This window comes from Micromonospora sp. NPDC048830 (assembly GCF_043198215.1).
Lineage (GTDB): Bacteria > Actinomycetota > Actinomycetes > Mycobacteriales > Micromonosporaceae > Micromonospora.
Window position 1 is genome coordinate 79,101 of record NZ_JBICUP010000001.1, and the last position, 21,364, is coordinate 100,464.

At 74.3% G+C, this 21,364-nt stretch carries 24 protein-coding genes; 18 read left to right on the top strand and 6 right to left on the bottom strand.

Annotation, left to right across the window (positions count from 1 at the left end; genetic code table 11):
* The first annotated feature begins 146 nt into the window (after positions 1 to 146).
* From ACGFIZ_RS00380 to ACGFIZ_RS00405, 6 genes are all read left to right on the top strand, one after another.
* Positions 147 to 1,088 (top strand): LCP family protein, encoded by a 942-nt coding sequence (locus ACGFIZ_RS00380; RefSeq protein WP_393413899.1) that lies wholly within the window; start codon positions 147 to 149, stop codon positions 1,086 to 1,088.
* 59 nt (positions 1,089 to 1,147) lie between these two features.
* Complete coding sequence (locus ACGFIZ_RS00385) at positions 1,148 to 1,483, top strand: rhodanese-like domain-containing protein (protein ID WP_347667334.1); 336 nt, start codon at positions 1,148 to 1,150, stop codon at positions 1,481 to 1,483.
* A 13-nt stretch (positions 1,484 to 1,496) separates the two neighbouring features.
* Complete coding sequence (locus tag ACGFIZ_RS00390; protein WP_393413903.1) at positions 1,497 to 2,288, top strand: glycerophosphodiester phosphodiesterase; 792 nt, start codon at positions 1,497 to 1,499, stop codon at positions 2,286 to 2,288.
* 343 nt (positions 2,289 to 2,631) lie between these two features.
* Positions 2,632 to 4,083, top strand: a complete 1,452-nt coding sequence (locus ACGFIZ_RS00395) for an ATP-binding protein (RefSeq protein ID WP_393414818.1) — start codon at positions 2,632 to 2,634, stop codon at positions 4,081 to 4,083.
* Positions 4,084 to 4,161: 78 nt separating this feature from the next.
* Positions 4,162 to 4,578 (top strand): ATP-binding protein, encoded by a 417-nt coding sequence (locus ACGFIZ_RS00400; protein ID WP_393414821.1) that lies wholly within the window; start codon positions 4,162 to 4,164, stop codon positions 4,576 to 4,578.
* A 70-nt stretch (positions 4,579 to 4,648) separates the two neighbouring features.
* The gene (locus ACGFIZ_RS00405) at positions 4,649 to 5,533 is read left to right on the top strand and encodes a DUF5926 family protein (RefSeq protein WP_393413906.1); all 885 of its coding nucleotides are present in this window, start codon (positions 4,649 to 4,651) and stop codon (positions 5,531 to 5,533) included.
* Between the two features lie 11 nt (positions 5,534 to 5,544).
* On the opposite strand, the gene ACGFIZ_RS00410 is transcribed toward ACGFIZ_RS00405, so the two are convergent.
* Positions 5,545 to 6,753, bottom strand: a complete 1,209-nt coding sequence (locus ACGFIZ_RS00410; protein WP_393413909.1) for an arginine deiminase — start codon at positions 6,751 to 6,753, stop codon at positions 5,545 to 5,547.
* Positions 6,754 to 6,917: 164 nt separating this feature from the next.
* On the opposite strand from ACGFIZ_RS00410, the gene ACGFIZ_RS00415 reads away from it, so the two are divergent.
* The 5 genes from ACGFIZ_RS00415 to pheA all read left to right on the top strand — a co-directional run bounded on the left by ACGFIZ_RS00415 (position 6,918) and on the right by pheA (position 10,559).
* Positions 6,918 to 7,658: a hypothetical protein gene (locus ACGFIZ_RS00415; RefSeq protein WP_393413912.1), complete on the top strand. Its 741-nt coding sequence runs from the start codon at positions 6,918 to 6,920 to the stop codon at positions 7,656 to 7,658.
* Positions 7,659 to 7,835: 177 nt separating this feature from the next.
* Positions 7,836 to 8,294: a hypothetical protein gene (locus ACGFIZ_RS00420; protein ID WP_393413915.1), complete on the top strand. Its 459-nt coding sequence runs from the start codon at positions 7,836 to 7,838 to the stop codon at positions 8,292 to 8,294.
* 92 nt (positions 8,295 to 8,386) lie between these two features.
* Entirely contained in the window at positions 8,387 to 8,770 is a 384-nt protein-coding gene (locus tag ACGFIZ_RS00425) for an ACT domain-containing protein (protein ID WP_393413918.1), read from the top strand.
* Between the two features lie 322 nt (positions 8,771 to 9,092).
* Entirely contained in the window at positions 9,093 to 9,593 is a 501-nt protein-coding gene (locus tag ACGFIZ_RS00430) for a hypothetical protein (RefSeq protein ID WP_393414824.1), read from the top strand.
* 9 nt (positions 9,594 to 9,602) lie between these two features.
* The gene (gene pheA, locus ACGFIZ_RS00435; RefSeq protein WP_393413921.1) at positions 9,603 to 10,559 is read left to right on the top strand and encodes a prephenate dehydratase; all 957 of its coding nucleotides are present in this window, start codon (positions 9,603 to 9,605) and stop codon (positions 10,557 to 10,559) included.
* A 95-nt stretch (positions 10,560 to 10,654) separates the two neighbouring features.
* On the opposite strand, the gene ACGFIZ_RS00440 is transcribed toward pheA, so the two are convergent.
* From ACGFIZ_RS00440 to ACGFIZ_RS00450, 3 genes are all read right to left on the bottom strand, one after another.
* Positions 10,655 to 11,377: an AIM24 family protein gene (locus tag ACGFIZ_RS00440; protein WP_393413924.1), complete on the bottom strand. Its 723-nt coding sequence runs from the start codon at positions 11,375 to 11,377 to the stop codon at positions 10,655 to 10,657.
* A gap of 92 nt (positions 11,378 to 11,469) precedes the next feature.
* A complete protein-coding gene (locus ACGFIZ_RS00445) occupies positions 11,470 to 11,817 on the bottom strand; it encodes a metallopeptidase family protein (protein WP_347667405.1) in 348 nt (115 codons plus the stop codon).
* A gap of 145 nt (positions 11,818 to 11,962) precedes the next feature.
* Entirely contained in the window at positions 11,963 to 12,394 is a 432-nt protein-coding gene (locus ACGFIZ_RS00450) for an OsmC family protein (protein ID WP_347667343.1), read from the bottom strand.
* Between the two features lie 146 nt (positions 12,395 to 12,540).
* Between ACGFIZ_RS00450 and ACGFIZ_RS00455 the strand changes: the two genes are divergently transcribed.
* From ACGFIZ_RS00455 to ACGFIZ_RS00465, 3 genes are all read left to right on the top strand, one after another.
* A complete protein-coding gene (locus tag ACGFIZ_RS00455; protein WP_393413928.1) occupies positions 12,541 to 13,326 on the top strand; it encodes a hypothetical protein in 786 nt (261 codons plus the stop codon).
* A 166-nt stretch (positions 13,327 to 13,492) separates the two neighbouring features.
* The gene (locus ACGFIZ_RS00460) at positions 13,493 to 14,314 is read left to right on the top strand and encodes an HAD family hydrolase (protein WP_393413931.1); all 822 of its coding nucleotides are present in this window, start codon (positions 13,493 to 13,495) and stop codon (positions 14,312 to 14,314) included.
* Complete coding sequence (locus ACGFIZ_RS00465; protein ID WP_393413933.1) at positions 14,314 to 15,126, top strand: HAD family hydrolase; 813 nt, start codon at positions 14,314 to 14,316, stop codon at positions 15,124 to 15,126. Before ACGFIZ_RS00460 ends, ACGFIZ_RS00465 begins: the two co-directional genes overlap by 1 nt.
* Before the next feature lie 54 nt (positions 15,127 to 15,180).
* Here the strand turns inward: ACGFIZ_RS00465 and ACGFIZ_RS00470 are convergent, their stop codons facing one another.
* Positions 15,181 to 15,783: a bacterial proteasome activator family protein gene (locus tag ACGFIZ_RS00470; RefSeq protein WP_393413936.1), complete on the bottom strand. Its 603-nt coding sequence runs from the start codon at positions 15,781 to 15,783 to the stop codon at positions 15,181 to 15,183.
* 84 nt (positions 15,784 to 15,867) lie between these two features.
* Between ACGFIZ_RS00470 and ACGFIZ_RS00475 the strand changes: the two genes are divergently transcribed.
* Positions 15,868 to 16,671, top strand: a complete 804-nt coding sequence (locus ACGFIZ_RS00475) for an alpha/beta hydrolase family protein (protein WP_393413939.1) — start codon at positions 15,868 to 15,870, stop codon at positions 16,669 to 16,671.
* A gap of 71 nt (positions 16,672 to 16,742) precedes the next feature.
* Positions 16,743 to 17,951 carry an ABC transporter substrate-binding protein gene (locus ACGFIZ_RS00480; RefSeq protein WP_393413942.1) on the top strand — a complete coding sequence of 403 codons (1,209 nt, stop codon included), beginning with the start codon at positions 16,743 to 16,745 and terminating at the stop codon, positions 17,949 to 17,951.
* 67 nt (positions 17,952 to 18,018) lie between these two features.
* Here the strand turns inward: ACGFIZ_RS00480 and ddaH are convergent, their stop codons facing one another.
* On the bottom strand, positions 18,019 to 18,852 hold the full coding sequence (gene ddaH / locus ACGFIZ_RS00485; protein ID WP_393413945.1) for a dimethylargininase: 834 nt from the start codon (positions 18,850 to 18,852) through the stop codon (positions 18,019 to 18,021).
* Positions 18,853 to 18,911: 59 nt separating this feature from the next.
* Between ddaH and ACGFIZ_RS00490 the strand changes: the two genes are divergently transcribed.
* Both ACGFIZ_RS00490 and ACGFIZ_RS00495 read left to right on the top strand, forming a co-directional pair.
* Positions 18,912 to 19,370, top strand: a complete 459-nt coding sequence (locus ACGFIZ_RS00490) for an Lrp/AsnC family transcriptional regulator (protein ID WP_393413947.1) — start codon at positions 18,912 to 18,914, stop codon at positions 19,368 to 19,370.
* Positions 19,371 to 19,464: 94 nt separating this feature from the next.
* Positions 19,465 to 21,363 (top strand): beta-propeller domain-containing protein, encoded by a 1,899-nt coding sequence (locus tag ACGFIZ_RS00495; protein ID WP_393413950.1) that lies wholly within the window; start codon positions 19,465 to 19,467, stop codon positions 21,361 to 21,363.
* Position 21,364: the final 1 nt, after the last annotated feature.

A 21,364-nucleotide genomic window follows, 5' to 3' on the forward strand; every position in this document is an offset into this window, starting at 1 on the left:
GTAGCCTGACCTGAGCGGGTCTCACGTACGGCGGCGGGGAGGACGTCACGGCCAGGTCAGGGCGAACCGGACGGGACCGAGGCGGCCCCGCCGGCCGGCGCGTACCCCGGCGGAGCCGCGCGCTGCTCGGGGTCGGCCTGGCCCTGGTGCTGCTGGCCGGCGCCGCGGTGGCCGCGATCGAGATCCTCGGCCGGCGGTACGACCGCGCCGTGGCGCGTGAGCAACTGCTCGACCCGAGCGCCCGGCGGGACCGTACCGACCTCGGCGGCTCGCTCAACTACCTGCTCGTCGGATCGGACCGCCGCCCAGGGGAGAGCGGGCCGGACGAGCGGTCGGACACCATCCTGCTGGTGCACGTGCCGGCCGGCACGAAACAGGCGTACCTGATCTCCGTCCCCCGGGACCTGCTGGTCAGCATCCCGGCGGCCCCGAACGGGTACGGGGGCGGCAGCGACAAGATCAATTCCGCGTACGAGCACGGTGGGGGCGGCGAGGCCGGCGTCCGGCTGCTCTCGGCCACCCTCGCCCGGCTCACCGGCCTGCGCTTCGACGGGGCGGCGCTGGTCGACTTCGCCGGGCTGCGGCAGGTCGTCGACCTGCTCGGCGGGATCCGCATGTGCGTCGACACCCCGGTGCGCTCGATCCACACCGGGCACGACTTCGCCGCCGGCTGTCAGCAGATGGACGGCGCACGGGCGCTGGACTACGTCCGCCAGCGGTACGACCTGCCCGGCGGCGACTACGACCGGCAACGCCACCAGCAGCAACTGCTCCGGGCGATGCTGGACCGGGCCGGCGAGACGAACCTGCGCGGCGACCCGGTACGGCTGGACCGGCTGATCCGGGCGGTCGGCGCGTCGCTGACCGTCGACACCAACGGCGTACCCCTGGAGGACCTGGCGCTCACGCTCCGCGGCCTCCCCCCGGACGGGCTGACCGGGGTGCAGCTTCCCTCCCACCCCGAGACCATCGACGAGGTCTCGTACGTGGTGCTGGACGACGGGGGCGACCAACTCTTCGCGGCGGTCCGAAGCACCCGGATGCCCAGGTGGGCCCAGGCGAACCCCCGCTGGGTCACTCGGCTCTGACCGCCAGGAGGGCTCCCGCGCACCCACGGCGGCCCCCCGAGGATCTAGGCTTGGTAGCCGTGTTCGGACCCCAGATCCCCAGCATCCCCGTGACCGAGATCAGCGACGACACCTACCTGCTCGACGTCCGTGAGGACGCCGAGTGGGCCGCCGGGCACGCCCCCGGCGCCCACCACCTGCCGATGATGGAGCTGCCCGGCCGGCTCGCCGAGGTGCCGAAGGACCGGGAGGTGGCCGTCATCTGCCGCTCGGGCGGCCGGTCCGCGCACGTCGTGGCGCACCTGGTGCAGAACGGCTGGGACCGGGTACGCAACGTCGACGGCGGAATGTACGAGTGGGCCTCCGCCGGGCGGCCCGTGGTCGGCGAGGACGGGCAGCCGGGCCAGGTCGTCTGAGGCAACTCGACAGATGGGTGCCCCCCTCGTCTTCGCGCACCGCGGCTCCTCTGCCGACCTGCCGGAGCACACCCTCGCCGCGTACCTGCGGGCCCTCGACGAGGGCGCCGACGGGCTGGAGTGCGACGTCCGGTTGACCCGCGACGGCCACCTGGTCTGCGTACACGACCGGCGGCTGGATCGGACCAGCAACGGCACCGGGCTGGTCAGCGCGCGCACGCTGGCCGAACTGGAGGCGCTGGACTTCGGCTCCTGGCACCCCGGGTGCGTCCCGGTCGACGGCGACGAGCCGCCGGACGAGTCGCACACCCGGCTGCTCACCCTGGAGCGGCTGCTCGACGCCGTGCTGGCCGCCAACCGGCCGGTCCGGCTGCTGATCGAGACGAAGCACCCGACCCGGTACGGCGGGGACGTCGAGCGCCGGCTGGTGACTCTGCTGCGCCGGTACGGCCTGGCCGAGCCGGGACCGGACGACCCGGTCCGGGTGACCGTGATGTCGTTCTCGCCGTTGGCGGTGCGCCGGATCCGCGACCTCGCCCCGCAGCTGCCGACGGTGCTGCTGCTGGAGGTGCTGCCGCGCTGGCTGCGGCTGGGTCGGCTGCCGTTCGGCACCCGGATAGCCGGGCCCGGGGTCGCCCTGCTCCGGGCCCGCCCGCAACTGCTGCCCGCGCTGCGGGCCGCCGGGAACCAGGTGTACGTCTGGACGGTCAACGCGCCGGCCGACCTGGAGCTGGTGCTCGACGCCGGGGTGGACGGGATCATCACGGACCGGCCGGCCCAGACGCTGGCCCGGCTGGGCCGGTGAGCGGGGCGACGGGGTGGAGGTGCGAGAACAGGCGTCCGGCCGGCACCGCTCGCCCGACCCGGCACACCTCGCGGCCCACCTGTCCGGACGGCACCGCTCGTGGGACGTCGCGCAGCTCCCGGCCCACCTGCCCGGACAGCACCGCTCCCCGGACGTCGCACAACTCCCGACCGGCCTGCCCGGACAGCACCGCTCCCCGGACGTCGCACAACTCCCGGCCAGCCTGCCCGGACAGCACCGCTCCCCGGACGTCGCACAACTCCCGGCCAGCCTGCCCGGACGGCACCGGGAGCGTGATCGGCCGGGGGTGTCGGCGGGCCGACCGGCGCGGCACACTCGGGACATGCCGGAGCGCATCGCCCCCGCCGCTCTCCTCGCCGGCCACGACGTCGTGATCGACATGATCAACTCTGACGGTGCGGGGCTGCCGGACCTGCCCCGGCTGCTCGAGGTCATCGGGCCGGCGATCGGGGCGGCGGGCACGGCGTTCGTGGAGTTCACCCCGACCGGCGGCCGGGTCGTCGCCGCGGCCGGAAGCGCCGGGTGGGCCGTCGGCCGACCGGTGTCGCCCACCGACCCGGCGACCGTCTGCCTGCTCGCCGGCCCCCGCGTGCGCGAGGTCGACGTCAGCCGGCTCCCGGACCCGTTCGGCGACGAGCTGGCGAGGCACGGGCTGCGTCGGATGGTGGTCGCCCGCGCCGAAGTCGGCGGGGTCACCGTCGGCAGCCTGCACGCGTTCTACCCGGACGAGGACGACCCGACCGGCACCGGGCGGCACGAGGTGGTCGCGTACCTCGCCACCTGCATCGCCAACAGGTACGGCGACCGGACGGGCCAACCGGCGCACGGCGACGGCCCGATGGTGGCGCTGGCCGACGGGCTGGCCGTGGTCGACCGGGACGGCCACGTCCGGCTCTGGAACCCGGCCGCCGCCCGGGCCACCGGCCGGTCGGCCGCCCAGGCGCTGAACCGCCCGCTGCCGTTCCCGCTCCCGGAGCCCGGTCAGGTTCTCGACCACCGGCTGCCCGACGGGCGGTGGGTGCGCGTCACGTCGGGGGAGGTGCCCGGCCCGGGCGGGCTACGGGTGGTCACCCTCCGGGACACCACCGAACAACAGCTGCGCGACGAGGACCGCGACCTGTTCGTCGCGGTCACCAGCCACGCGCTGCGCACCCCGGTCACCGTCATCAAGGGGTACGCGGACACCCTCACCGACCACTGGGACTCGCTGACCGACGCCGACCGGCGGGAGGCCGCCCGGATCATCGGGCAGCGGACCAACGAGCTGGCCCGGCTGGTCGACCGGCTGCTCACCTCGGCTACCGACCGGAGCCCGGGCGAGCCGCCCGCGCCGTTCGACCTCGGGGACGCGCTGCGGTCGGCCGTCGCCGACCTGCCCGCCGACCTGCGCCACCGGATAGTCCTCGACCTGCCCGCCGATTTGCCGAAGGCGCTCGGTGACCGGCTGAGCCTCGTCACCGTGCTGACCGAGCTGGGCACCAACGCCGACAAGCACTCCCCGCCGGACTCCCCGATCGAGATCGCCGCCACCGCCACCCGGCGGTACGTCTCGTTCCGGGTCAGCGACCGGGGGGTCGGCATCCCACCCGAACACGTGGAGCGGGCGTTCGAGCGGTTCTGGCAGGGCGAGACCGACGGCCGGCGGGGCCAGCCGGGCGCCGGTCTCGGCCTGTACCTGGTCCGGCGGATCGTCGAACAACAGAATGGATGGGTATCCCTCCGACCGAGGTCAGGTGGGGGTACGGTCGCAGAGGTGCGGCTGCCGCGCCGGTGAGCACCGGCGAGCGGGGCGGCTCGGCGGGGCGAGTGAGGAGCGGCGGTGGCGACAGGGCCGGTCGAGCGTTCATGGTGCGTGGTCGTGCCGCACCAGGCCACCGGTGCGCGGCTGGCCCGGCACCGGCTCGCCGACGAGCTGGGCGGCCTGGTCTCCCCCGTCCTGCTGGCCGACCTGGTGGCCGTTCTGGCCGAGCTGGTCGGCAACGCGATCCGGCACGCCGACCCGCTTCCCGGCGGGGTGGTCCGGGTGGCCTGGCGGCTGCGCCCGGTTTCCGGCGGGCAGGTCGTCCAGCTCCGGGTGACCGACGGCGGGGCGACCGTCGGCCCTCGGCTGCGGGCGGCCAGCCCGGACGCCGTCGACGGCCGTGGCCTGCACATCGTCGCCGGGCTCGCCAGCCGGTGGGGCGTCGACCGGGACGGCCTGGGCCAGTGTGTCTGGGCCGAGTTCGACCCCGCGTGCGCCGACCGACCCGACCTGCTCGTCGCGGGCTGACCGGCGATCGTACGGTGCGAGGGCGGGTCGTCCCCACGCCGTTCCGCTTCGGCCTCTAGGCTGTCTCGCCGTGAGCAAGCGTCGAAAGAGCCAGCGGGCCGCCGAAGCCACCCCCAAGCGGGAGAAGGTGCGGGACGTCTTCGTGCCCCGACCGTTCGAGGGCCTGACCGACGAGCCCGAGTGGATCGCCCTGCGCGAGCTGGTCCCGGCGGCGTCCGCGCCGCTGCGGCTCGCCCCCGCGTTGGTCGAGGAGTACGGCGACCGGCAGGTGACCCTGGCGACCGTGCTGCCGATGGCCGCCCCGGCGATGAGCAAGCCGGACGGGCGGGTGTTCATCGGGCTCCAGCGCCACCAGCAGTCCGGGGACGTCTCCCGGGACCTGGCCGACGCCCTGCTCTGCGCACTGGGTACCGAACCGGGCAAGTCGGTGTCCGTGCCGCCGCTGCCGGGGCCCGGGCCCCGGCTCCAGGACGCCCTGGTCGACGGCTCGCTGGAGATCACCATGCACGACGGGTTCGAGTTCTGGCTCGACCCGGGCGCCGCCGACGACCCGACCGTCCAGGCGTCGCTGGAGCGGGCCAACGCGGCGATCTATCCGACCGTACGGCTCGCCGCCGCCCGCGCCGCGTACTGGTGCCAGGTGCCCGAGAAGGCGCACGTGCGCTGGGTCCTCCCGGACGACGAGGACGCCGCGCTGGACGCGCTGGCCCGGCTGAGCGCGGCCGGCACGCTGACCCTCGGCGGCAACACCCGCTTCGCCGGCATGTTCCGCGCGCACGGCCGCCTGGTGCCGGTGTGGGACCTGCCCGAGGACGTGCCGGCCGCCGAGTGGGAGGAGCCGGTGACGGAGTTCGCCAAGCGGTACGCCGAGGCGCTGGAGGACAAGGACCCGCTGGACGCGGCGGGCCGGCGGGCGCGGCACGGGCTGCTCGGCCGCCAGCTCACCCTCCGCTGAGCTGCCCCTCCTCACCGCTTCAGCGGCTCGCGGACCAGCGGGCAGGACATGCACCGGGGGCCGCCCCGGCCGGAGCCCAGCTCGGAGCCGGCGATCGGGATCACCTCGATGCCCGCCCGTTCCAGCTGGGCGTTGGTCTCGGTGTTGCGTTCGTACCCGACGCAGAGCCGGGGGGCGAGCGCGAGGGTGTTGTTGCCGTCGTCCCACTGCTCCCGCTCGGCCGTCACCGGGTCGAGGCCGGTGTCGATGACGCGGAGCTGGTCGAGGTCCATCGCGTCGGCGGCGGCGCGCAGGAACGGCGCGGGCCCGTCCACCTGCGGCTCCCCGTCCGGGCCGGCGACCACCGTGTACGCGGACAGCGTGGTCGCGACGTTGGGGTACATCAGCACGGCGTCGACGTCGACCATGGTGCAGACCGTGTCCAGGTGCATGGTGGCCCGCTCCTGGGCGATCGGGACCACGAGAATGGTGTGTGCCAGCCCGGCGGCGAACACCTGTCGGGCGAGGCGCTCCGCCCCGGCGGGGGTGGTCCGCTCGCCCACCCCGACGGCGAGCACGCCCGGGGCGAGCAGCAGCACGTCCCCGCCCTCCAGGTGCTCCAGCTCCGGCCCGTAGACGAACCGGGTGCCGGCGAACCGTGGGTGGTAGCGGTAGATGGCGTGGGTGATGGTGCTCTCCCGGCGGCGGGCGAGCATGGCGAGGCTGGTCACCCCGACCCGGTCGGCGATCCACAGTGAGGAGTCGCGGGTGAACAGCAGGTTGGGCAGCGGGTCGATGACGAAGTCGTGCCGGTCCATCAGGGCGTAGACCAGCCCACCGGGCCGCTCCTGGCTGATCCGCAGCTCCTCGTGCGCGAGACCGGCGATGAGTACGTCGGCGAGGGCGGCCGGGTCCAGGTACGCGAGGTGGTCGGCGATCCGGCGGCGCAGGGCGTCGCCGAGCCGGGGCGAGCGCAGCACCTGCTCGGTCAGCTCGGCGCGGGCATCGGTGACGGCGAGGGTCTCGGCGAGCAGGGTGGCGAGGTACAGCACCTCCACCCCGCGCTCGCGCAGCGCCGCGGCGAACGCGTCGTGCTCCTCCTGCGCGCGGCCCACCCATGGGATAGCGTCGAAGAGGAGTGAGTCGTTGTTGCGGGGGGTGAGTCGGGCCAGCTCCGGGCCCGGTCGGTGCAGCAGCACCGTGCCGAGCCGGCCGACCTCGCTGTCCACGTAGTGGGTCACCCGCCCCAGCGTAGGGCAGGGATTGGCGGCATCCGGTAAAACGACTGTGGATGAATATGGCATTCATCCACACTCACTCCGGCCGTTAGACTTGCCGGGCACCCGGTCTGGCGACGTAGGGTAGTGAGAAGATAACTTCGAGGGACCTTTTGCCGGAGGTCGCGATGACTGTCTTTCCCGCACGCCGTGTCGGACCTACCGCCCGGGCACTGCCGCCCGTCGCGGTGCCACACCCCCGGGCCGAGGCGCCGGGGGCGCTGGAGCCGGTTCGCCCGAACCCGCTGGAGTGGGCTCGTCGCCGGCGCGCCGAGCGCGGCGCCCGCCGGTTGGAGGCGGCCGGGGCGCGGGCGCTGAGTCGGCTCGACCACCTCGGTCCGGCCTGGCACGTCATCGAGTGGCCCCGCACCGACGCGGCGGATCTCCTCTTCGACCAGGCCCAGGACGATCGCGCGGGTTTCCTCGCCATCGGCCCCGGCGGCCTGTACGCGGTGACGATCGCCGACCACGGCAGGGCCCGGGTGCTGGTGGCCGGCGACGTCGTCCAGATCAACGGCAAGCGACCGCCCTACGTCGCCGAGGCCCGCAGGGACGCCAAGCGGGCGAGCAAGGCCCTCTCCCAGGCGGTGGGGCTGCAAATCCCGGTGACGCCGGTGCTGACCTTCGTCGGCTCCGGCGTCATCAGCGTCTACGGCCTGCCGAAGGACTGCCTGATGGCCACCCACCGGGAGCTGGACCGGCTGCTCGTCGCCGGGGGAAACCGGATCAGTCCGACGACCGCCGAGAAGCTGGCCCGGGTCGCGCAGCACCCTGGCACCTGGATGAACGGCACGTACCGTCCAGCGGCCGACTACCGGTGGTACGACGCGGGCCGAACGGCGGCTGACAAGCCGGCCAACCGCCGGTAACGTCTCCGGCGACGCCACGCGTTCCGGTCCGTACGCAGAGCAGCAATCCGGCCGCGCCGTCGCCGGCCGCCCGGTCCAGGGCAACCGACCACCGGCGGCTCGGTGGCGCCAGCGCGGCCAACGCTCGCTGGTCGACCGGCTAGCGTGGACAGACAGTCGGTGCACATAGGAGGCGCGGTGGCTCACGTCGAACTCTCGCTCTCGGAAGTGTTCGTGCCCGACGCCCGGACACCGCCGGCGCAGGAGTCCGACAACTTCGGGCAGTGGTCCGTCACGGTCTCCTGCGCGGCCGAGCCGTGTCTGCTCATCGACGCCGAGACCCGGGTCGTCGCGGTCTCGGCGTCCGGCTGCGAGCTGCTCTGCCTCGGCTGCCCGGAGGACGTGATCGGGCTGCCGCTGCTCGACGGCTGCCTGCGCCTGCTCGACTTCACCGCCCACCGCGGAGAGTTGACCGAGCAGGAGACCGACAAGATCCCACCGCTGCTCGCCCTGCATTCCGGCCGCCTCGCGCGCGGGCTGCTACGGGTCCAGGCCGCGGCGGCGGGTTGCCCCGACCCGACCGTGGACGCCATCTCCACGCCGGTGCTGACCGACGGCCAGGTCGCCGGGTCGCTCACCTTCTTCGCGGCGGTCTGATCCGCCCAGCTTCACCGTGACCAGCATAAATGTGGCGTTCGCCGCACCGGCGGAGCTGGGGCGTCGAGCCGCTCAGGCCGTAAGGTGCCATCATGCTCGATGTCGCTCTGCTGCCGGGAGAGTACGCGGTGTGCCGGCTGGCCACCGACGCCGCCCTCCGGCCAGCCCTGTGGGCCGAGCTGGGCGACAGCGAGGTGGTGAGCGTCAGCTGGTCCATCGACGGGGTCTCGGTGATCTGCCCGGCCGCCCGCGCTCCGGCAGAGGCCGAGACCGACTGGCGTTGCCTGCGGGTTGTCGGGCCGCTCGACCTGGCGGTGACCGGCACACTCGCCTCGTTGGTCGCCCCGCTCGCGCAGGCCCGGGTCAACGCGGTGGCATTCTCCACCTACGACACCGACCACGTGCTCGTGCCGGCCGTCCGGCTGGGCGAGGCCACGGCCGCGCTGCGCCGCGCCGGGCACCGGATTCTCGACTGACGGCACCGCCTCCTCGACTGGCCCGCATCGCCGCGCCGCGGCTGACGGCATGGCCCGTGCCTCAGCTGACGGGCACGGCCCGCGTCCTGGCTGACTGGCACGGCCCGCGCCTCAGCGCCACCGACCCGGCACGGCGTCGGTCCGGACGCCGCGACCCGGCCGGTCGCGTACCGCCGGCCGCCGCTCTTCACCGGCGCGCCGGCAGCTTCTACGATGGGCTCGGCCATCCGGCCGCAACGATGTTCTCCGATGCAAGGATCGGCTCGTGCCGCCCACCACCCCGCACCGCACCGCGCCCCGCCGGCCACCCACGACGGTCACGCTGCTGGCCGTCGCCTCCCTCGCCGCCGTGACGCTGGGCGGCTGCGGGGTGCCGCCCGAACTCCGCCTGCCGGCCCAGTCGCCCAGCCCCACGGCGGCGGGCGCCTCGCCCACCCCGGGCCCGTCCACCGCGCCGACGGTCACCCCGCCCCCGTTCGCCCCGCCGACCACCGCCGCCGCCGACCTGGTCGCCACCGACTGCCGCAACGGCCCGTCGGGCAACCGGGTGGTCTCGCTCGTGCGCGGCAGCGCCGGGGTGCTGCCCCGGTCGGCCGAGGTACGGGTGCGCCAGGGCCCGCTCTGCGCCGGGGACTGGCAGTACACCGTGCTCCGGGTGACCGGGCACGAGGAGCTGCAGGTGGTCACCCGGGGCCGGCCGGGCGCGTTGAAGCTGGTCACCGCGGGCACCGACGTCTGCACGATCGAGGTACGGGTGTCCGCGCCGGGCGGCATCCGGGCGCTCGCGTGCGACGGCGGCACGGCCGGCGTACCGGGTGCGTAGGCTGGCGGTATGCCGGGAACACCACCCACCCGCTTCGCCTACCTCGGCCCCGAGGGCACCTTCGCCGAGCAGGCGCTGCGCACCGTGCCCGCCGCGGAGCACGGCACCCGCACGCCCGCGCGCAGCGTCGGCGAGGCGCTGGAGAGCGTACGGGCCGGGGACGCGGACGCCGCCCTCGTGCCCCTGGAGAACTCGATCGGCGGCGCCGTCGGGGTCACCCTCGACGAACTGGCCGAGGGGGAGCCCCTGGTGATCACCCGGGAGGTGATCCTGCCGGTCCAGTTCGTGCTCGGCGCCCGGCCGGGGACGACGCTGGCGTCGATCCGCTCGGTGGCCGCCCACCCGCAGGCGTCCACCCAGTGCCGGGGCTGGCTGCGGGCGTACCTGCCAGACGCCGTAGTGATCGACGTGCTGTCCAACGGGGCCGCCGCCGCGGGCGCGGCCGCGGGCGAGTACGACGCCGCGATCTGCGCCCCGATCGGGGCGGCCCGGCACCGGCTGGCCGTGCTGGCCGACAAGATCGCCGACCACCCGGACGCCGTGACCCGGTTCGCCCTGCTGTCCCGGCCCGGCCCGCCCCCGCCCCCCACCGGGGACGACGTCACGTCGCTGGCCGTGTACATCGCCCACGACCGGGTGGGTGCCCTGCTGTCGGTGCTGATGGAGCTGGCCGTGCGCGGGATCAACCTGACCCGGATCGAGTCCCGCCCGACGGGCGAGGCGCTCGGCCGGTACGTCTTCTTCCTCGACTGCACGGGGCACGTCGCCGACGTCCGGCTCGGGGAGGCGTTGCAGGGTCTGCGCCGGGTCTGCGCGGACGTACGCTTCCTCGGGTCGTACCGCCGGCACCGCTGGGCCGAGGGGGCGACCGAGCGACCGGTCCCCCCGCCCGCCGGTCTCTCGGACGTCGACTACGCCGACGCGGCGGCGTGGCTGTCCCGGCTTCGCGCGGGGGAGCTGAGCTGACCGCGCGGGAGGGCTGAGCCGAAGCGGGGTCCGGCTGCCCGCCGGACGAGCCGAGCGCGCGGGGCGCCCCCGTCGCCGGAGCGCCCCGCCGCCGGTCAGCTCAGCAGGCCGCCCAACAGGCCGCCCTGCTGCTGCTGGGCCCCACTGCCCATGACCGGCGGCTCCTCCGACGGCTGCACCACCACGAAGCCCTGCCCCGCGAAGCTCATCGTGAACGCCTCGCCGGTGGTGCGGCCGAGCAGCGTGCCCAGGCCGAGCTGCTCGGCCCGGTGGTAGCCGGTCTGGAGGCTGGCCGACCAGCAGACGGCGGCCTGCGGGTCCACGTACGTCGGCGCGTCGACGTTGAGCACGACCGGCGTGCCCTTGGTCGTGATCGCGATCCGGCCGTAGCCGGTGAAAACGCAGTTGAACAGGCCGGAGGAGGAGGCCATGCCGGCGCCACCGACCATGCGGATGTCGTACTGGAGGGTGGAGTCGAACGCCAGCACGCTGGAGCCGTTGATGGAGAGGGCGTCGCCCGGCTCCAGGTCGATGATGTGCACGTCCTTGGCCAGCTCGGCGAGGAAGACGTCGCCCCGGCCGGTGAGCTTCATCAGCGGAACGCCCTCACCGGTGAGCTTCTGCTTGATGAACTTGCCCAGGCCGCCGGAGCCGAGCGCCTGGAACTGCACCTGCCCCTGGTAGGCGACCATCGACCCGACCCGGGCCATCGCCTCGCCGTTGAGTTCGATCTTCAACATCTTGGAGTTCTGCAGCCGCATGCCGGGCTGGGCGGACTCCTTCTCCAGGTTCTCTGCCGAGAACAGCGCGCTGCGCATCGAGGTGCCTCCTGACGGGGAAAGTGCCTGTCCGGAGGGTAGGCGACGATCGCAACCCGGGCACATCGCCCGGAACGGTGGCGGGGGCAGACTCAGGCCCAGCCCAGCTCGTGCAACCGGTCGTCGTCGATGCCGAAGTGGTGGGCGATCTCGTGCACCACCGTCACGGCCACCTCGTCGACGACGTCCTCCTCGCTGTCGCAGATCCGCAGGATGGGACGGCGGTAGATGAGGATGCGGTCGGGCAGGACGCCGGAGTAGTCCCAGCCGCGTTCGGTGAGGGCGTGCCCCTCGTACAGGCCGAGCAGGTCCTCGTCGCCCGGGGGCGGGTCGTCCTCGACCAGGATCACCACGTTGCTCATCAGCCCGAGCAGCTCTTCGGGAACCTCGTCGAGGGCCTCTCCCACGAGCTCCTCGAAGCGCTCCCGGCTCATCTCCATCGCCACGCCCCCATCTTCGCCGACCCGGCCCGCCGCCGCCCGACCCGCAAGATCCACGCCGGACGGAACAATCCCCGGCGGGCGATTCCTCCGGGGCCGGCCGTGCGGCGGGGGCCGGGCCGTGCGGCGGGGGCGGGGCAGATCCTCAGGAGGCGAGGCGGGCGGTGAGGCTGATCTGCGCGCCCGGGGACAGCAGCCGCGAGATCGGGCAGTTCTCCTTGGCGGTCTCGGCCAGCTTGGCGAACTGGGCGTCGTCCAGGCCCGGGGCCTGGCCGACCGTTTCCAGGTCGATCCGGGTCACGGTCATGCCCGCGTCGGTCTTGTCGAAGTGCACCTTGGCCGTGGTCTCGACGGAGGTGCCGGTGGCGCCGGCGTCGGCGAGCTGCTTGGACAGGGCCATCGAGAAGCAGGCCGCGTGGGCGGCCCCGATCAGCTCCTCGGGATTGGTCCCCTCGCCCTCCTCGAAGCGCGACTTGAACGAGTAGTTCCCCTGGAGTCCGCCCTTGCCGGTGCGGACCGTGCCGGAGCCCTCGGCGAGATCGCCCTGCCAGCGTGCGGAAGCGGTACGGATAGGCATGTCCCGACGCTAACGGAAAGCCCGGCGCCCCGGCGACCGACTGCCCCCCGATCCCACCCAGGGAACCACAGACCGCGCGAATCCCGCCGATGCGGCCACCTGTGTCATGATTCGCCTCAGGCCCGCGAGCGGCGGAGAGGTGGCCCATGTCCCAGGATCTCCCCATTCCCCGGCAGGACGACCGATCCGATGGGGCGGCCGTCGTGGAGTGGGGCGGTACGGAGCGGCCCCCACCCGGCCGGGCGGGCCGGCCCTTGTCCGGGCTGACGCGGGACCGCCGCTTCCCCCTGGTGCCCGCCGGCCTCGGCGCCGCGGCCGCGTTCGCCTCGCTGGCCGGGGAGTGGCTGGTGATGACCGTGCCGAACAGCGGCCCCGACGGGAGCACCAGCCTGCGGGTGCCGGCCGGGGTGTCCGACATCGGCGGGTTCGGGACGGGCTACCTGTTCGGGCTGTTCGGGCTGGTCGCGGCGGTCGCCCTCGCCCTGCACGGCACGGCCGGCGCGCGGCGGAACGCGCGGGTGGCCGGCCTCGCGCTGGCCGCGGCCGGGCTCGGCCTCCTGGCGGCCATGACGTTCGCGCTGGACGAGGTTGGCCGACGGATGCTGTTCTACACGTCCGAGGACGGCTTCAAGGTCGAGTACGGCCGGGGGCTGGAGATGGCCTTCGCGGCGTGCGCGCTGCTGGCGGTGGCGCTGCACCTCGCCGGCCGGCTCGACGCGCCCGGCGACGCCGCCGCGCGCGGGGACGCTCCGGGCGAGGCCGGCCCGGAGGAGGACGACGCCTCCGCCGACGGGAGCGGTCCCGGCCGGGCGTGGAGCTGGCGGGGCGCGGCGCGGCGTCCGTCGTCCCGGGCCGACGACCTGCCGCCCGCCCCGGCCGACCTCACCGTCCAGCCGACCGTGCCCTTCGCCCGGCCCGAGCCGCCACGCTGACCCGACCCGGGGACACCCGGAGGTCGCCCTCCGTTGGTGCCCGATTCGTCAGGAAGCCATGGTTGCGGCCTGTTCGGCGAGGTACGGTTGCTGCCCGCCGTCCTACCGGTCGAGGCACCGACGACCGAGAACGGCCGGTGCGACGGCGGCGGGCGAAGGAGGAACCATGACCCGCCCGGGCCTGCCCAAGCTGATCGCCACGGACCTCGACGGCACGCTGGTCCGCAGCGACGACACCGTCTCCGCGTACACCCACGGGGTGCTCGACCGGGTGCGGGCCGCCGGCATCCCGGTGGTCGGGGCGACCGGCCGGGGTCCCCGGCTCGCCGAGCTCACCCGCAACGACATCCGCGCGGCCGACTACCTCGTGATGGCCGGCGGCGGCCGGGTGGTCGACCAGAGCGACCCGGCCGGCCCGGTGGTGCTGCGCGACGAGCGGCTCGCCCGGGACGTGCTGGCCCGGTTGCTGGCCGACCTGGAGGCCGAGGTCGGCCCGCTCACCGTGATGGTCGAGGCGTCCGACGAGCACGACGCCCCGCTGTGGGGCGACTACCACCCGAGCTGGCCGTACCCGGACCGGTTCGAGGCCCGCACCCGCGACGAGTGCCTGGCCGTCGACGTGATCAAGGCGTTCGCGCGGACGGCCGACCACCACGTGGACGTCCTGCTGGAGACCGCCTGCCGGATCGTCCCGCCGGAGGTCGCCACGCTCACCCAGGCCGGGCTCGGGTTCATCGAGATCTGCCCGCCCGGGGTGGACAAGGCGTCCGGGCTGAGCGTGGTGGCGCAGCGGCTCGGGGTCGACCCGGCCGAGGTGCTGGTCTTCGGGGACATGCCCAACGACCTGCCGATGTTCGAGTGGGCCGGATGGGCGCGGGTGGCCGTGGCGAACGCGCACCCGCTGGTCCGGGCCGCCGCGGACGAGGTGACCCTGCGCAACGACGACGACGGCGTCGCGATCTACCTGGACCGGCTACTCTCCCGGTGATGGGAGAGACTCCACGGCTGGTGGCCAGCGACATCGACGGCACTCTGCTCGACGACGAGCGGACCGTCAGACCGCGCACCCGGGACGTGCTGACCCGGCTGGCCGCGCGGGGCACGCCGGTCGTGCTGGTCACCGGCCGTCCCATCCGCTGGCTCAAGCTGGTGTACGAGCAGCTCGCCGAACCCCTCCCGGCGATCTGCGCGAACGGCGCCGTGGTGTACGACCCGACGGCAGACGAGGTGCTGCGGGCCGACCCGCTGGCGCCGGAACTGCTCGCCGAGGTGGCCCGCCGGCTGCGCGCCGAGGTGCCCGGGGTCACCTTCGCGGTGGAGATCGTGGACAGCCGCGAGATGCGGCACGAGGCGCACTACCCGCTGCGCTGGGACGCCGACACCGACCTGATCAGAGCGATCGAGTCGCCGGAGGAGCTGCACTCGATGCCGGCGGTGAAGCTGCTGGCCCGGGCCGGCGAGCAGGACCCGGACGTGTTCGTCCAGGTGGTGGCGGGGGCGCTGCGCGGGCTGGCCGAGGCGACCCACTCGTCGTACTCGGGGCTGGTGGAGATCTCGGCGGCGGGCGTGACGAAGGCCGCCGGCCTGGCCTGGTACTGCGCCCGGCTGGGGGTGGACGCGCGGGACGTGCTGGCGTTCGGGGACATGCCGAACGACGTGCCGATGCTGACCTGGGCCGGGCGCGGGGTGGCGGTGGCCAACGCGCACCCCGCCGTCCTGGCGATCGCCGACGAGGTCACGGCGGCGAACTCGGAGGACGGCGTGGCGGCGTACCTGGAGAAGGTCTTCGGGGTGGGCTGAGCGCGCCGGGCCGGGCGGGGCCGCTGCGCCCGCTCGCCGGCCCGGCGCCGCCGGTCAGAGGTACTGGCCGGTGCCGTGGCCCTCGCCGCCCTGCGGCTGGCCGATGCCCGGCATGCCCGGGATCATCCCGCCGGGGCCGCTGGGCAGGGCGGCCCGGCCGGAGCGCATCTGCTCCAGCTGCACCCGCGCCGCCATCTGCTGGGCGACCAGCGCTGCCTGGATGCCGTGGAACAGCCCCTCCAGCCAGCCGACGAGCTGGGCGTGCGCGATGCGCAGCTCACCCTCGCTGGGCGCCTTGTCCTCCGTGAAGGGCAGCGAGATGCGCTCCAACTCCTCGCGGAGCTCGGGGGCCAGGCCCTCCTTCAGCTCGACGATCGACCGCTCGTGGATCTCCCGCATCCGGTGGCGGCTGGCGTCGTCCAGCGGAGCGGCCTTGACCTCCTCCAGCAGCTGCTTGATCATGCTGCCGATCCGCATCACCTTGGCCGGCTGCTCGACCAGGCGGGTCGGGTCCTCGCCCGCGCCCTCGTCGGTCTGCACGGTGCCGACCGGCCGGCCGTCCGGGCCGACCACCACCACCGTGCCGGAGTGACCGGTGCCGTCGTGGCCCGGCTCGTCGTTGTGTCCAGGGGAACGCGCTTCGGTCATGCGTTCCATCTTCGCGCAGCGGGTGCCGTGGACGCTCGCCGGGACCGGTAAGGGTGACAGCGTGGCGCGGCCGGGCACGCTACCGTCGCCGACGTGTCCGCCGATCCCCGCGCCGTACTCAGCCGCCCCGCCCCGCCCCCGGACGCCACCGTCGCGTACGGCGGGCACCCGGACCAGATCGCCGACCTGCGCCTCCCGGCGGGCGACGGCCCCGCGCGGCCCCTGGTCGTCGTGGTGCACGGCGGCTTCTGGCGGGCCGAGTACGACCGCACCCACACGGGTCCGCTCGCGGCGGCCCTGGCCGCGCTCGGCCACCCGGTCGCGCAGTTGGAGTACCGGCGGACCGGGCAGCCGGGCGGCGGCTGGCCGGGCACGCTGACCGACGTGCTCACCGGGGTGGCGGCGCTGCCGGAGCTGGCCGCGCCGGTGCTGGGGGACCGGATGCCGCCGGGCCCGCCGCTGCTGGTCGGCCACTCGGCCGGCGGCCACCTCGCGCTGTACGCCGCCGCGTCCGCCCCGGCCACGGTCGGCGGGGTGCTGGCCCTGGCCCCGGTCGCCGACCTGGCCGAGGCGTACCGGCTGGACCTGGACTCCGGCGCGGTGGCCGCGCTGCTCGGCGGCGGCCCGGAGGAGCACCCCGAGCGGTACGCCGCGGCCGACCCCCGCACCCTGGTGAACGGATCGACGCCTACCGTGATCGTGCACGGTCTGCTGGACCGCCAGGTGCCGGTGGCGTTGAGCCGCGCGTACGCCGAGGCGGCGCGGGCGGCGGGCAGCCCGACGCGCCTGGTCGAGCTGCCGGAATGCGAGCACTTCGGGCTTATCGATCCGGAGTCGGCGGTCTGGCCGACGGTGGTCGATGCGGTGCGGTCCTTTCAAGTGATCAGTGAGCATTGACGCAGCGTGCCCGACCGGGTAGGAACGCCGAGGGGCCTATCTGCCCTGCTCAGATCCCCGGAAGGAACGCGGTGTCCCAGATGAACCGTAGGCGGGCACTCCAACTGTTGGCCGCTCTCGGTACCACCGGCCTGACCGCCGCCTGCGGCACCGACGGCGACGGCGACGCCGCGTCGGCCCCGGCAGGCGAACCTATCAAGATCGGTCTGATCGCACCGCAGTCGGGCGGCTACAAAGCCATCGGCGAGGAGATCACCGACGGTTTCCAGCTCTACCTGGACCTCCACGACCAGCGCCTGGGCGGGCATCCGGTGACCCTGCTGACCGCCGACGAGGGCGACAGCGCGGAGACCGGCACGGCGGCCGTGGAGAGCCTGCTGAGGCAGGGTGCCCTGGCCCTCACCGGGGTGGTCAACTCGATCGTGATGGCGGGCATCCGGGACACCGTGGAGAAGGCCCGGGTCCCGCTCATCGGCTCCAACGCCTCGCCCCAGAGCCTCCAGAGCGTCGTCTACATCTGGCGCGCCTCGTACGTGCTGAACGAGCCGGGGCGGGCGCTCGGCCCGTACCTGGCGCGGAAGCTGCCCACGGGCAGCAAGGTCGCCATCATCGCGCCGGACAACGCCGCGAGCCGGGACGTGATCGACGGCTTCAAGGGGTGGTTCGGCACGGCGGGCTCGTCCGACCCCCGCATCTCGGACGCGGTGATCTGGACCAACCCCACCGACTCTCCGGGGGGCACCACCTACGCCGCCGACATCCGCAAGGCGCTGAACCGCAACCCGGACGCGATCTTCTGTGACTTCGCCGGCTCGGCGGCTGCGCAGTTCGTCAGGCAGCTGTACCGGGAGGGGTACCGGGGCCCGATCTACGCCCCCGGGTTCCTCACCGAGGGCACCGTGCTCAGCGACGTGCAGGAGGCGGAGTCCCGCAACATCGTCACGGCCCTGAACTACTCCGCCGACCTGAACAACACCGCCAACCGGATCTTCGCCTCGGCGTACCGGAAGCACCACAACGTGTCCCCCACCACGTACGCGATGGCCTCGTACGACGCCGCGCAGGTGCTGGACAAGGCGATCCGGCTGGCTGGGTCGAACCCGAGCTCACAGCAGGTGAACCTGGCGCTGGGCAAGATCGGCCAGGTCGACAGCCCGCGCGGGGCGTGGCAGTTCAACCAGCCGCGCACCCCGCAGCAGAAGTGGTACCTGCGCAGGGTGCAGCGGGACGGCCGCCTCGTCTCCAACGTGCTGATCAACGAGCTGGCCACGCTGGGCTGATCCCCGGTCGGGCGGGTCCCTCCCTCCGGGGGGCCCGCCCGCCCGCGCCGTCAGGTGACCCGCGGGGTCAGTGGCGCAGCTCGGCGATGCAGCACTTCACGCTGCCGCCGCCCTTCTTCAGCTCGGCCAGGTCGACCGGCACCGGGTTGTACCCGGCGGCCTTGAACTTGCCGGCGAGCCGGGTCGCCTCGCTGTTGAGGACGACGTTGAGCCCGTCGCTGACCAAATTCAGGCCGAAGGCCAGGGCGTCGGAGTCGTCGGCGATCACCGCGTCCGGGAAGAGTTGGGCGAGGACCTTCTGGCTGGCCGCCGAGAACGCGCCGGGGTAGTAGACGATGTTCGCGTCGTCGATCGAGGCCAGCGCCACGTCCAGGTGGTAGAAGCGCGGGTCGACCAGGCGCAGCGACACCACCGGGCGGCTCAGCGCCTCCTGCGCCTCCGCGTGCGCCGGGAGCTCGGTACGGAAGCCGTGGCCGGCCAGGATCAGCCCGCCGTGCGCGTCCGGCAGGTACGCGAAGTCACCCTCGCCCTCGTTGGTCTCGTTCGGGGCGACGAACCGCCAGCCGTGCCCCTCGTAGAAGGCCCGGTGCGCGGCGGCCTCGGCGGCCCGCTGCTCGTGCTTGAACTGGGCGCCGTAGACCGTCCCGTCCACCACGAACGCGCCGTTGGCCGCGTACACCATGTCGGGCAGCCCGGCCTGGGGCGTCAGCAGGTGCACGTCGTGACCGAGATCGATCAGCGCCTCCCGCAGCCGGTCCCACTGCTTGACCGCCAGGCCCGCGTCCACGGGGGTGGTGACGTCCATCCACGGATTGATCGCGTACTCGACGGCGAAGTGCTCGGGCGAGCACATGAGATATGTCCGCTTTCGCGCGACTCGCTGCTGGTCCACGATGACCAAGGGTAGGTAGGCTACACCTTTGGTAACAGCCACAACCATTGCTTCCCGAAGGCGGAACGTTGCAGATAGACGCCGTAGATCAGCGAATCATTGCGTTGCTCGTGGCCGACGCCCGCGCGTCGTACGCCGACATCGGCAGCCGCGTGTCGCTGTCCGCTCCCGCGGTCAAACGCCGGGTCGACCGGCTGCGCGCCACGGGCGTGATCCGGGGCTTCACGGCGGTCGTCGACCCGGCGGCGGTCGGCTGGACGACCGAGGCGTTCGTGGAGCTGTTCTGCGCCGGACGGACCACTCCGGCCCAGATCGGCGTGGCCGCCCGCCGGCATCCCGAGGTGGTCGGGGCGTACACCGTCTCGGGGGAGGCGGACGCGCTGGTGCACCTGCGCGCGGCGGACATCGCCCACCTGGAGGAGGCGCTGGAGCGGCTCCGGGCCGAGTCGTTCGTCACCTCGACCCGGAGCACGATCGTGCTCTCCCGGCTCGTCGAGTCCCCCGGCGTCGGCCCGTCCACCCCCTGACGCGGCCCCACGTCGCCCGGGCGGCGGGACGTCGCCCTGAGGCTCCGTCGGCGCCCACCGGAACCGCAACCGGACGGCCGGCGTCGAACCGGGCATGGCACGGGGAACGGTAACCGCCGCGGCCGGCACGCTGGCCGCGTTGACCCTGCTGGCGGGTAGCGCGACCGGGCTGCCGCGCGGCACGACGGAGCCCTGGACACCCCCGGCGGGGGCCGTCCGGCTGGTGTCCTTCGACTCGTGCGCCGACGCGCTGGCCCGGCTACGCGCGGCGGCGACCGAGTCGGTCAGCCCGTGGGGCCTCGCGCCTGAGGCGATCGACCTGCTGGGCGGGCCCGTCCCCGCGATGGGCGACGTGCGGAAGTCGCGGGCCGGCGCGCCGGGCGGGGAGGCCGCGCAGGCGGATCACTCGACCACCAACAACCACGAACCGGACGCCGACGAGCCGGACCTGGTGAAGACCGACGGACGGCGGATCGTCACGGTCACCGGCGGCGTGCTGCGGGTGGCGGCCCCGGCGACGCGGCGGATCACGGGCCGGCTGGACCTGGCGGCGGGTGACGACCCCACCCTGCCCACCGACTGGCCCGCCGCGAGCCTGCTGCTGCACGGCGACCGGGCGCTGGTGCTGGTCCGGTCGGCGCCGCGGATCCCGGTCGTGGGCGGGAAGCGGCCGGCCGACAACGGGGAGCCGGGCCCGCGGCTGCTGCTGGTGGACCTGGCCGGGCCGCCGACGCTCGTCGGGACGTACCGGATCGACGGGAGCCTGCTCGACGCGCGGCTGACCGGGGCGACGGCCCGGGTGGTGGTCCGCTCGCATCCCCGGCTGACCTTTCCGTACCGGCAGGACGCCACCGACGAGGAGCGGCTGGCGGCGAACCGGGCGGTGATCGCCGCAGCCGACCTAGACGCCTGGCTGCCGGCGTACGAGTGGACCGAGGGTGACCGGCGCGAAGCCGGCAGGGTCGGCTGCGACCGGCTGAGCGCGACGGCCGACAGCACCGGCAGCGCCGTGCTCACCGTGCTCAGCTTCGACCTGACGACCGGCCGGCTCGGCGATGGCGACCCGGTCAGCGTCGCCGCCGACGCGGACACCGTCTACGGGACGGCCCGCAGCCTCTACCTGGCCGGCTCGCGCCACCCGGCCGGCCGGCCCTGGCGGACCGGGTGGGTTCCCACGGCCGGGCCGGCGGCCACCGCGATCTACCAGTTCGACACCGCCGCCCCGGGCCGCCCCCGCTACCTGGCCGCCGGCGCCGTGCCGGGCACGCTCGTCAACCAGTACGCGCTGTCGGAGTGGCAGGGTCGGCTCCGGGTGGCCACCACCAGCGGCGATGCCTTCGGTCCGCCGCCGGCGAGCGAGTCCGCCGTGTACGTGCTGACCCGGCGCGACGGCACCCTGGCCCGCACCGGCTCGGTCACCGGGCTCGGTCGGGGCGAGCGGATCCACTCGGTGCGCTTCCTCGGCCCCACCGGGTACGTGGTGACGTTCCGGCAGACCGACCCGCTCTACTCGCTCGACCTGACGGATCCGGCCGCGCCCCGGGTCACCGGGGAGCTGAAGATCACCGGGTACTCGGCGTACCTGCACCCGGTGGGCGAGGGCCGGCTGCTCGGGGTGGGTCAGGAGGCGGACGAGCGGGGGCGGACGCAGGGCCTCCAGGTCTCCCTGTTCGACGTGGCGGACCCGGCCCAGCCCGCCCGGCTGGCCAGGTACCACGTGCCGAAAGCCGCCTCCACGGTCGAGTTCGACCCGCACGCGTTCCTGTACGACGCCCGGACCGGCCTGGTGGCGCTCCCGGTCGACAACGCGCTGCGCCTGCTGCGGGTCACCGGCTCGTCCGTCGGGGAGGTCGGCCGGGTCGCGCACCAGGGTGGCGCCCCGGTCACCCGGTCGCTGCTGGTCGGCGGCGTCCTGTGGACCGTCTCCGACACCGGCCTGCGGGCAAGCGACCCGGCCGGCGCCGAACAACTGGCCTGGCTGCCGGCGAGCTGAC

Excerpts from the sequence above, each read along its gene's own strand:
- ACGFIZ_RS00415 (WP_393413912.1), top strand. The coding sequence starts at position 6,918 with ATGACTGTCTTTCCCGCACGCCGTGTCGGACCTACCGCCCGGGCACTG.
- ACGFIZ_RS00450 (WP_347667343.1), bottom strand. The coding sequence starts at position 12,394 with ATGCCTATCCGTACCGCTTCCGCACGCTGGCAGGGCGATCTCGCCGAG.
- ACGFIZ_RS00460 (WP_393413931.1), top strand. The coding sequence starts at position 13,493 with ATGACCCGCCCGGGCCTGCCCAAGCTGATCGCCACGGACCTCGACGGC.
- ACGFIZ_RS00390 (WP_393413903.1), top strand. The coding sequence starts at position 1,497 with ATGGGTGCCCCCCTCGTCTTCGCGCACCGCGGCTCCTCTGCCGACCTG.
- pheA (WP_393413921.1), top strand. The coding sequence starts at position 9,603 with ATGCCGGGAACACCACCCACCCGCTTCGCCTACCTCGGCCCCGAGGGC.
- ACGFIZ_RS00395 (WP_393414818.1), top strand. The coding sequence starts at position 2,632 with ATGCCGGAGCGCATCGCCCCCGCCGCTCTCCTCGCCGGCCACGACGTC.
- ACGFIZ_RS00470 (WP_393413936.1), bottom strand. The coding sequence starts at position 15,783 with ATGGAACGCATGACCGAAGCGCGTTCCCCTGGACACAACGACGAGCCG.
- ACGFIZ_RS00455 (WP_393413928.1), top strand. The coding sequence starts at position 12,541 with ATGTCCCAGGATCTCCCCATTCCCCGGCAGGACGACCGATCCGATGGG.
- ACGFIZ_RS00425 (WP_393413918.1), top strand. The coding sequence starts at position 8,387 with ATGCTCGATGTCGCTCTGCTGCCGGGAGAGTACGCGGTGTGCCGGCTG.
- ACGFIZ_RS00495 (WP_393413950.1), top strand. The coding sequence starts at position 19,465 with ATGGCACGGGGAACGGTAACCGCCGCGGCCGGCACGCTGGCCGCGTTG.
- ACGFIZ_RS00445 (WP_347667405.1), bottom strand. The coding sequence starts at position 11,817 with ATGGAGATGAGCCGGGAGCGCTTCGAGGAGCTCGTGGGAGAGGCCCTC.
- ACGFIZ_RS00440 (WP_393413924.1), bottom strand. The coding sequence starts at position 11,377 with ATGCGCAGCGCGCTGTTCTCGGCAGAGAACCTGGAGAAGGAGTCCGCC.
- ACGFIZ_RS00465 (WP_393413933.1), top strand. The coding sequence starts at position 14,314 with ATGGGAGAGACTCCACGGCTGGTGGCCAGCGACATCGACGGCACTCTG.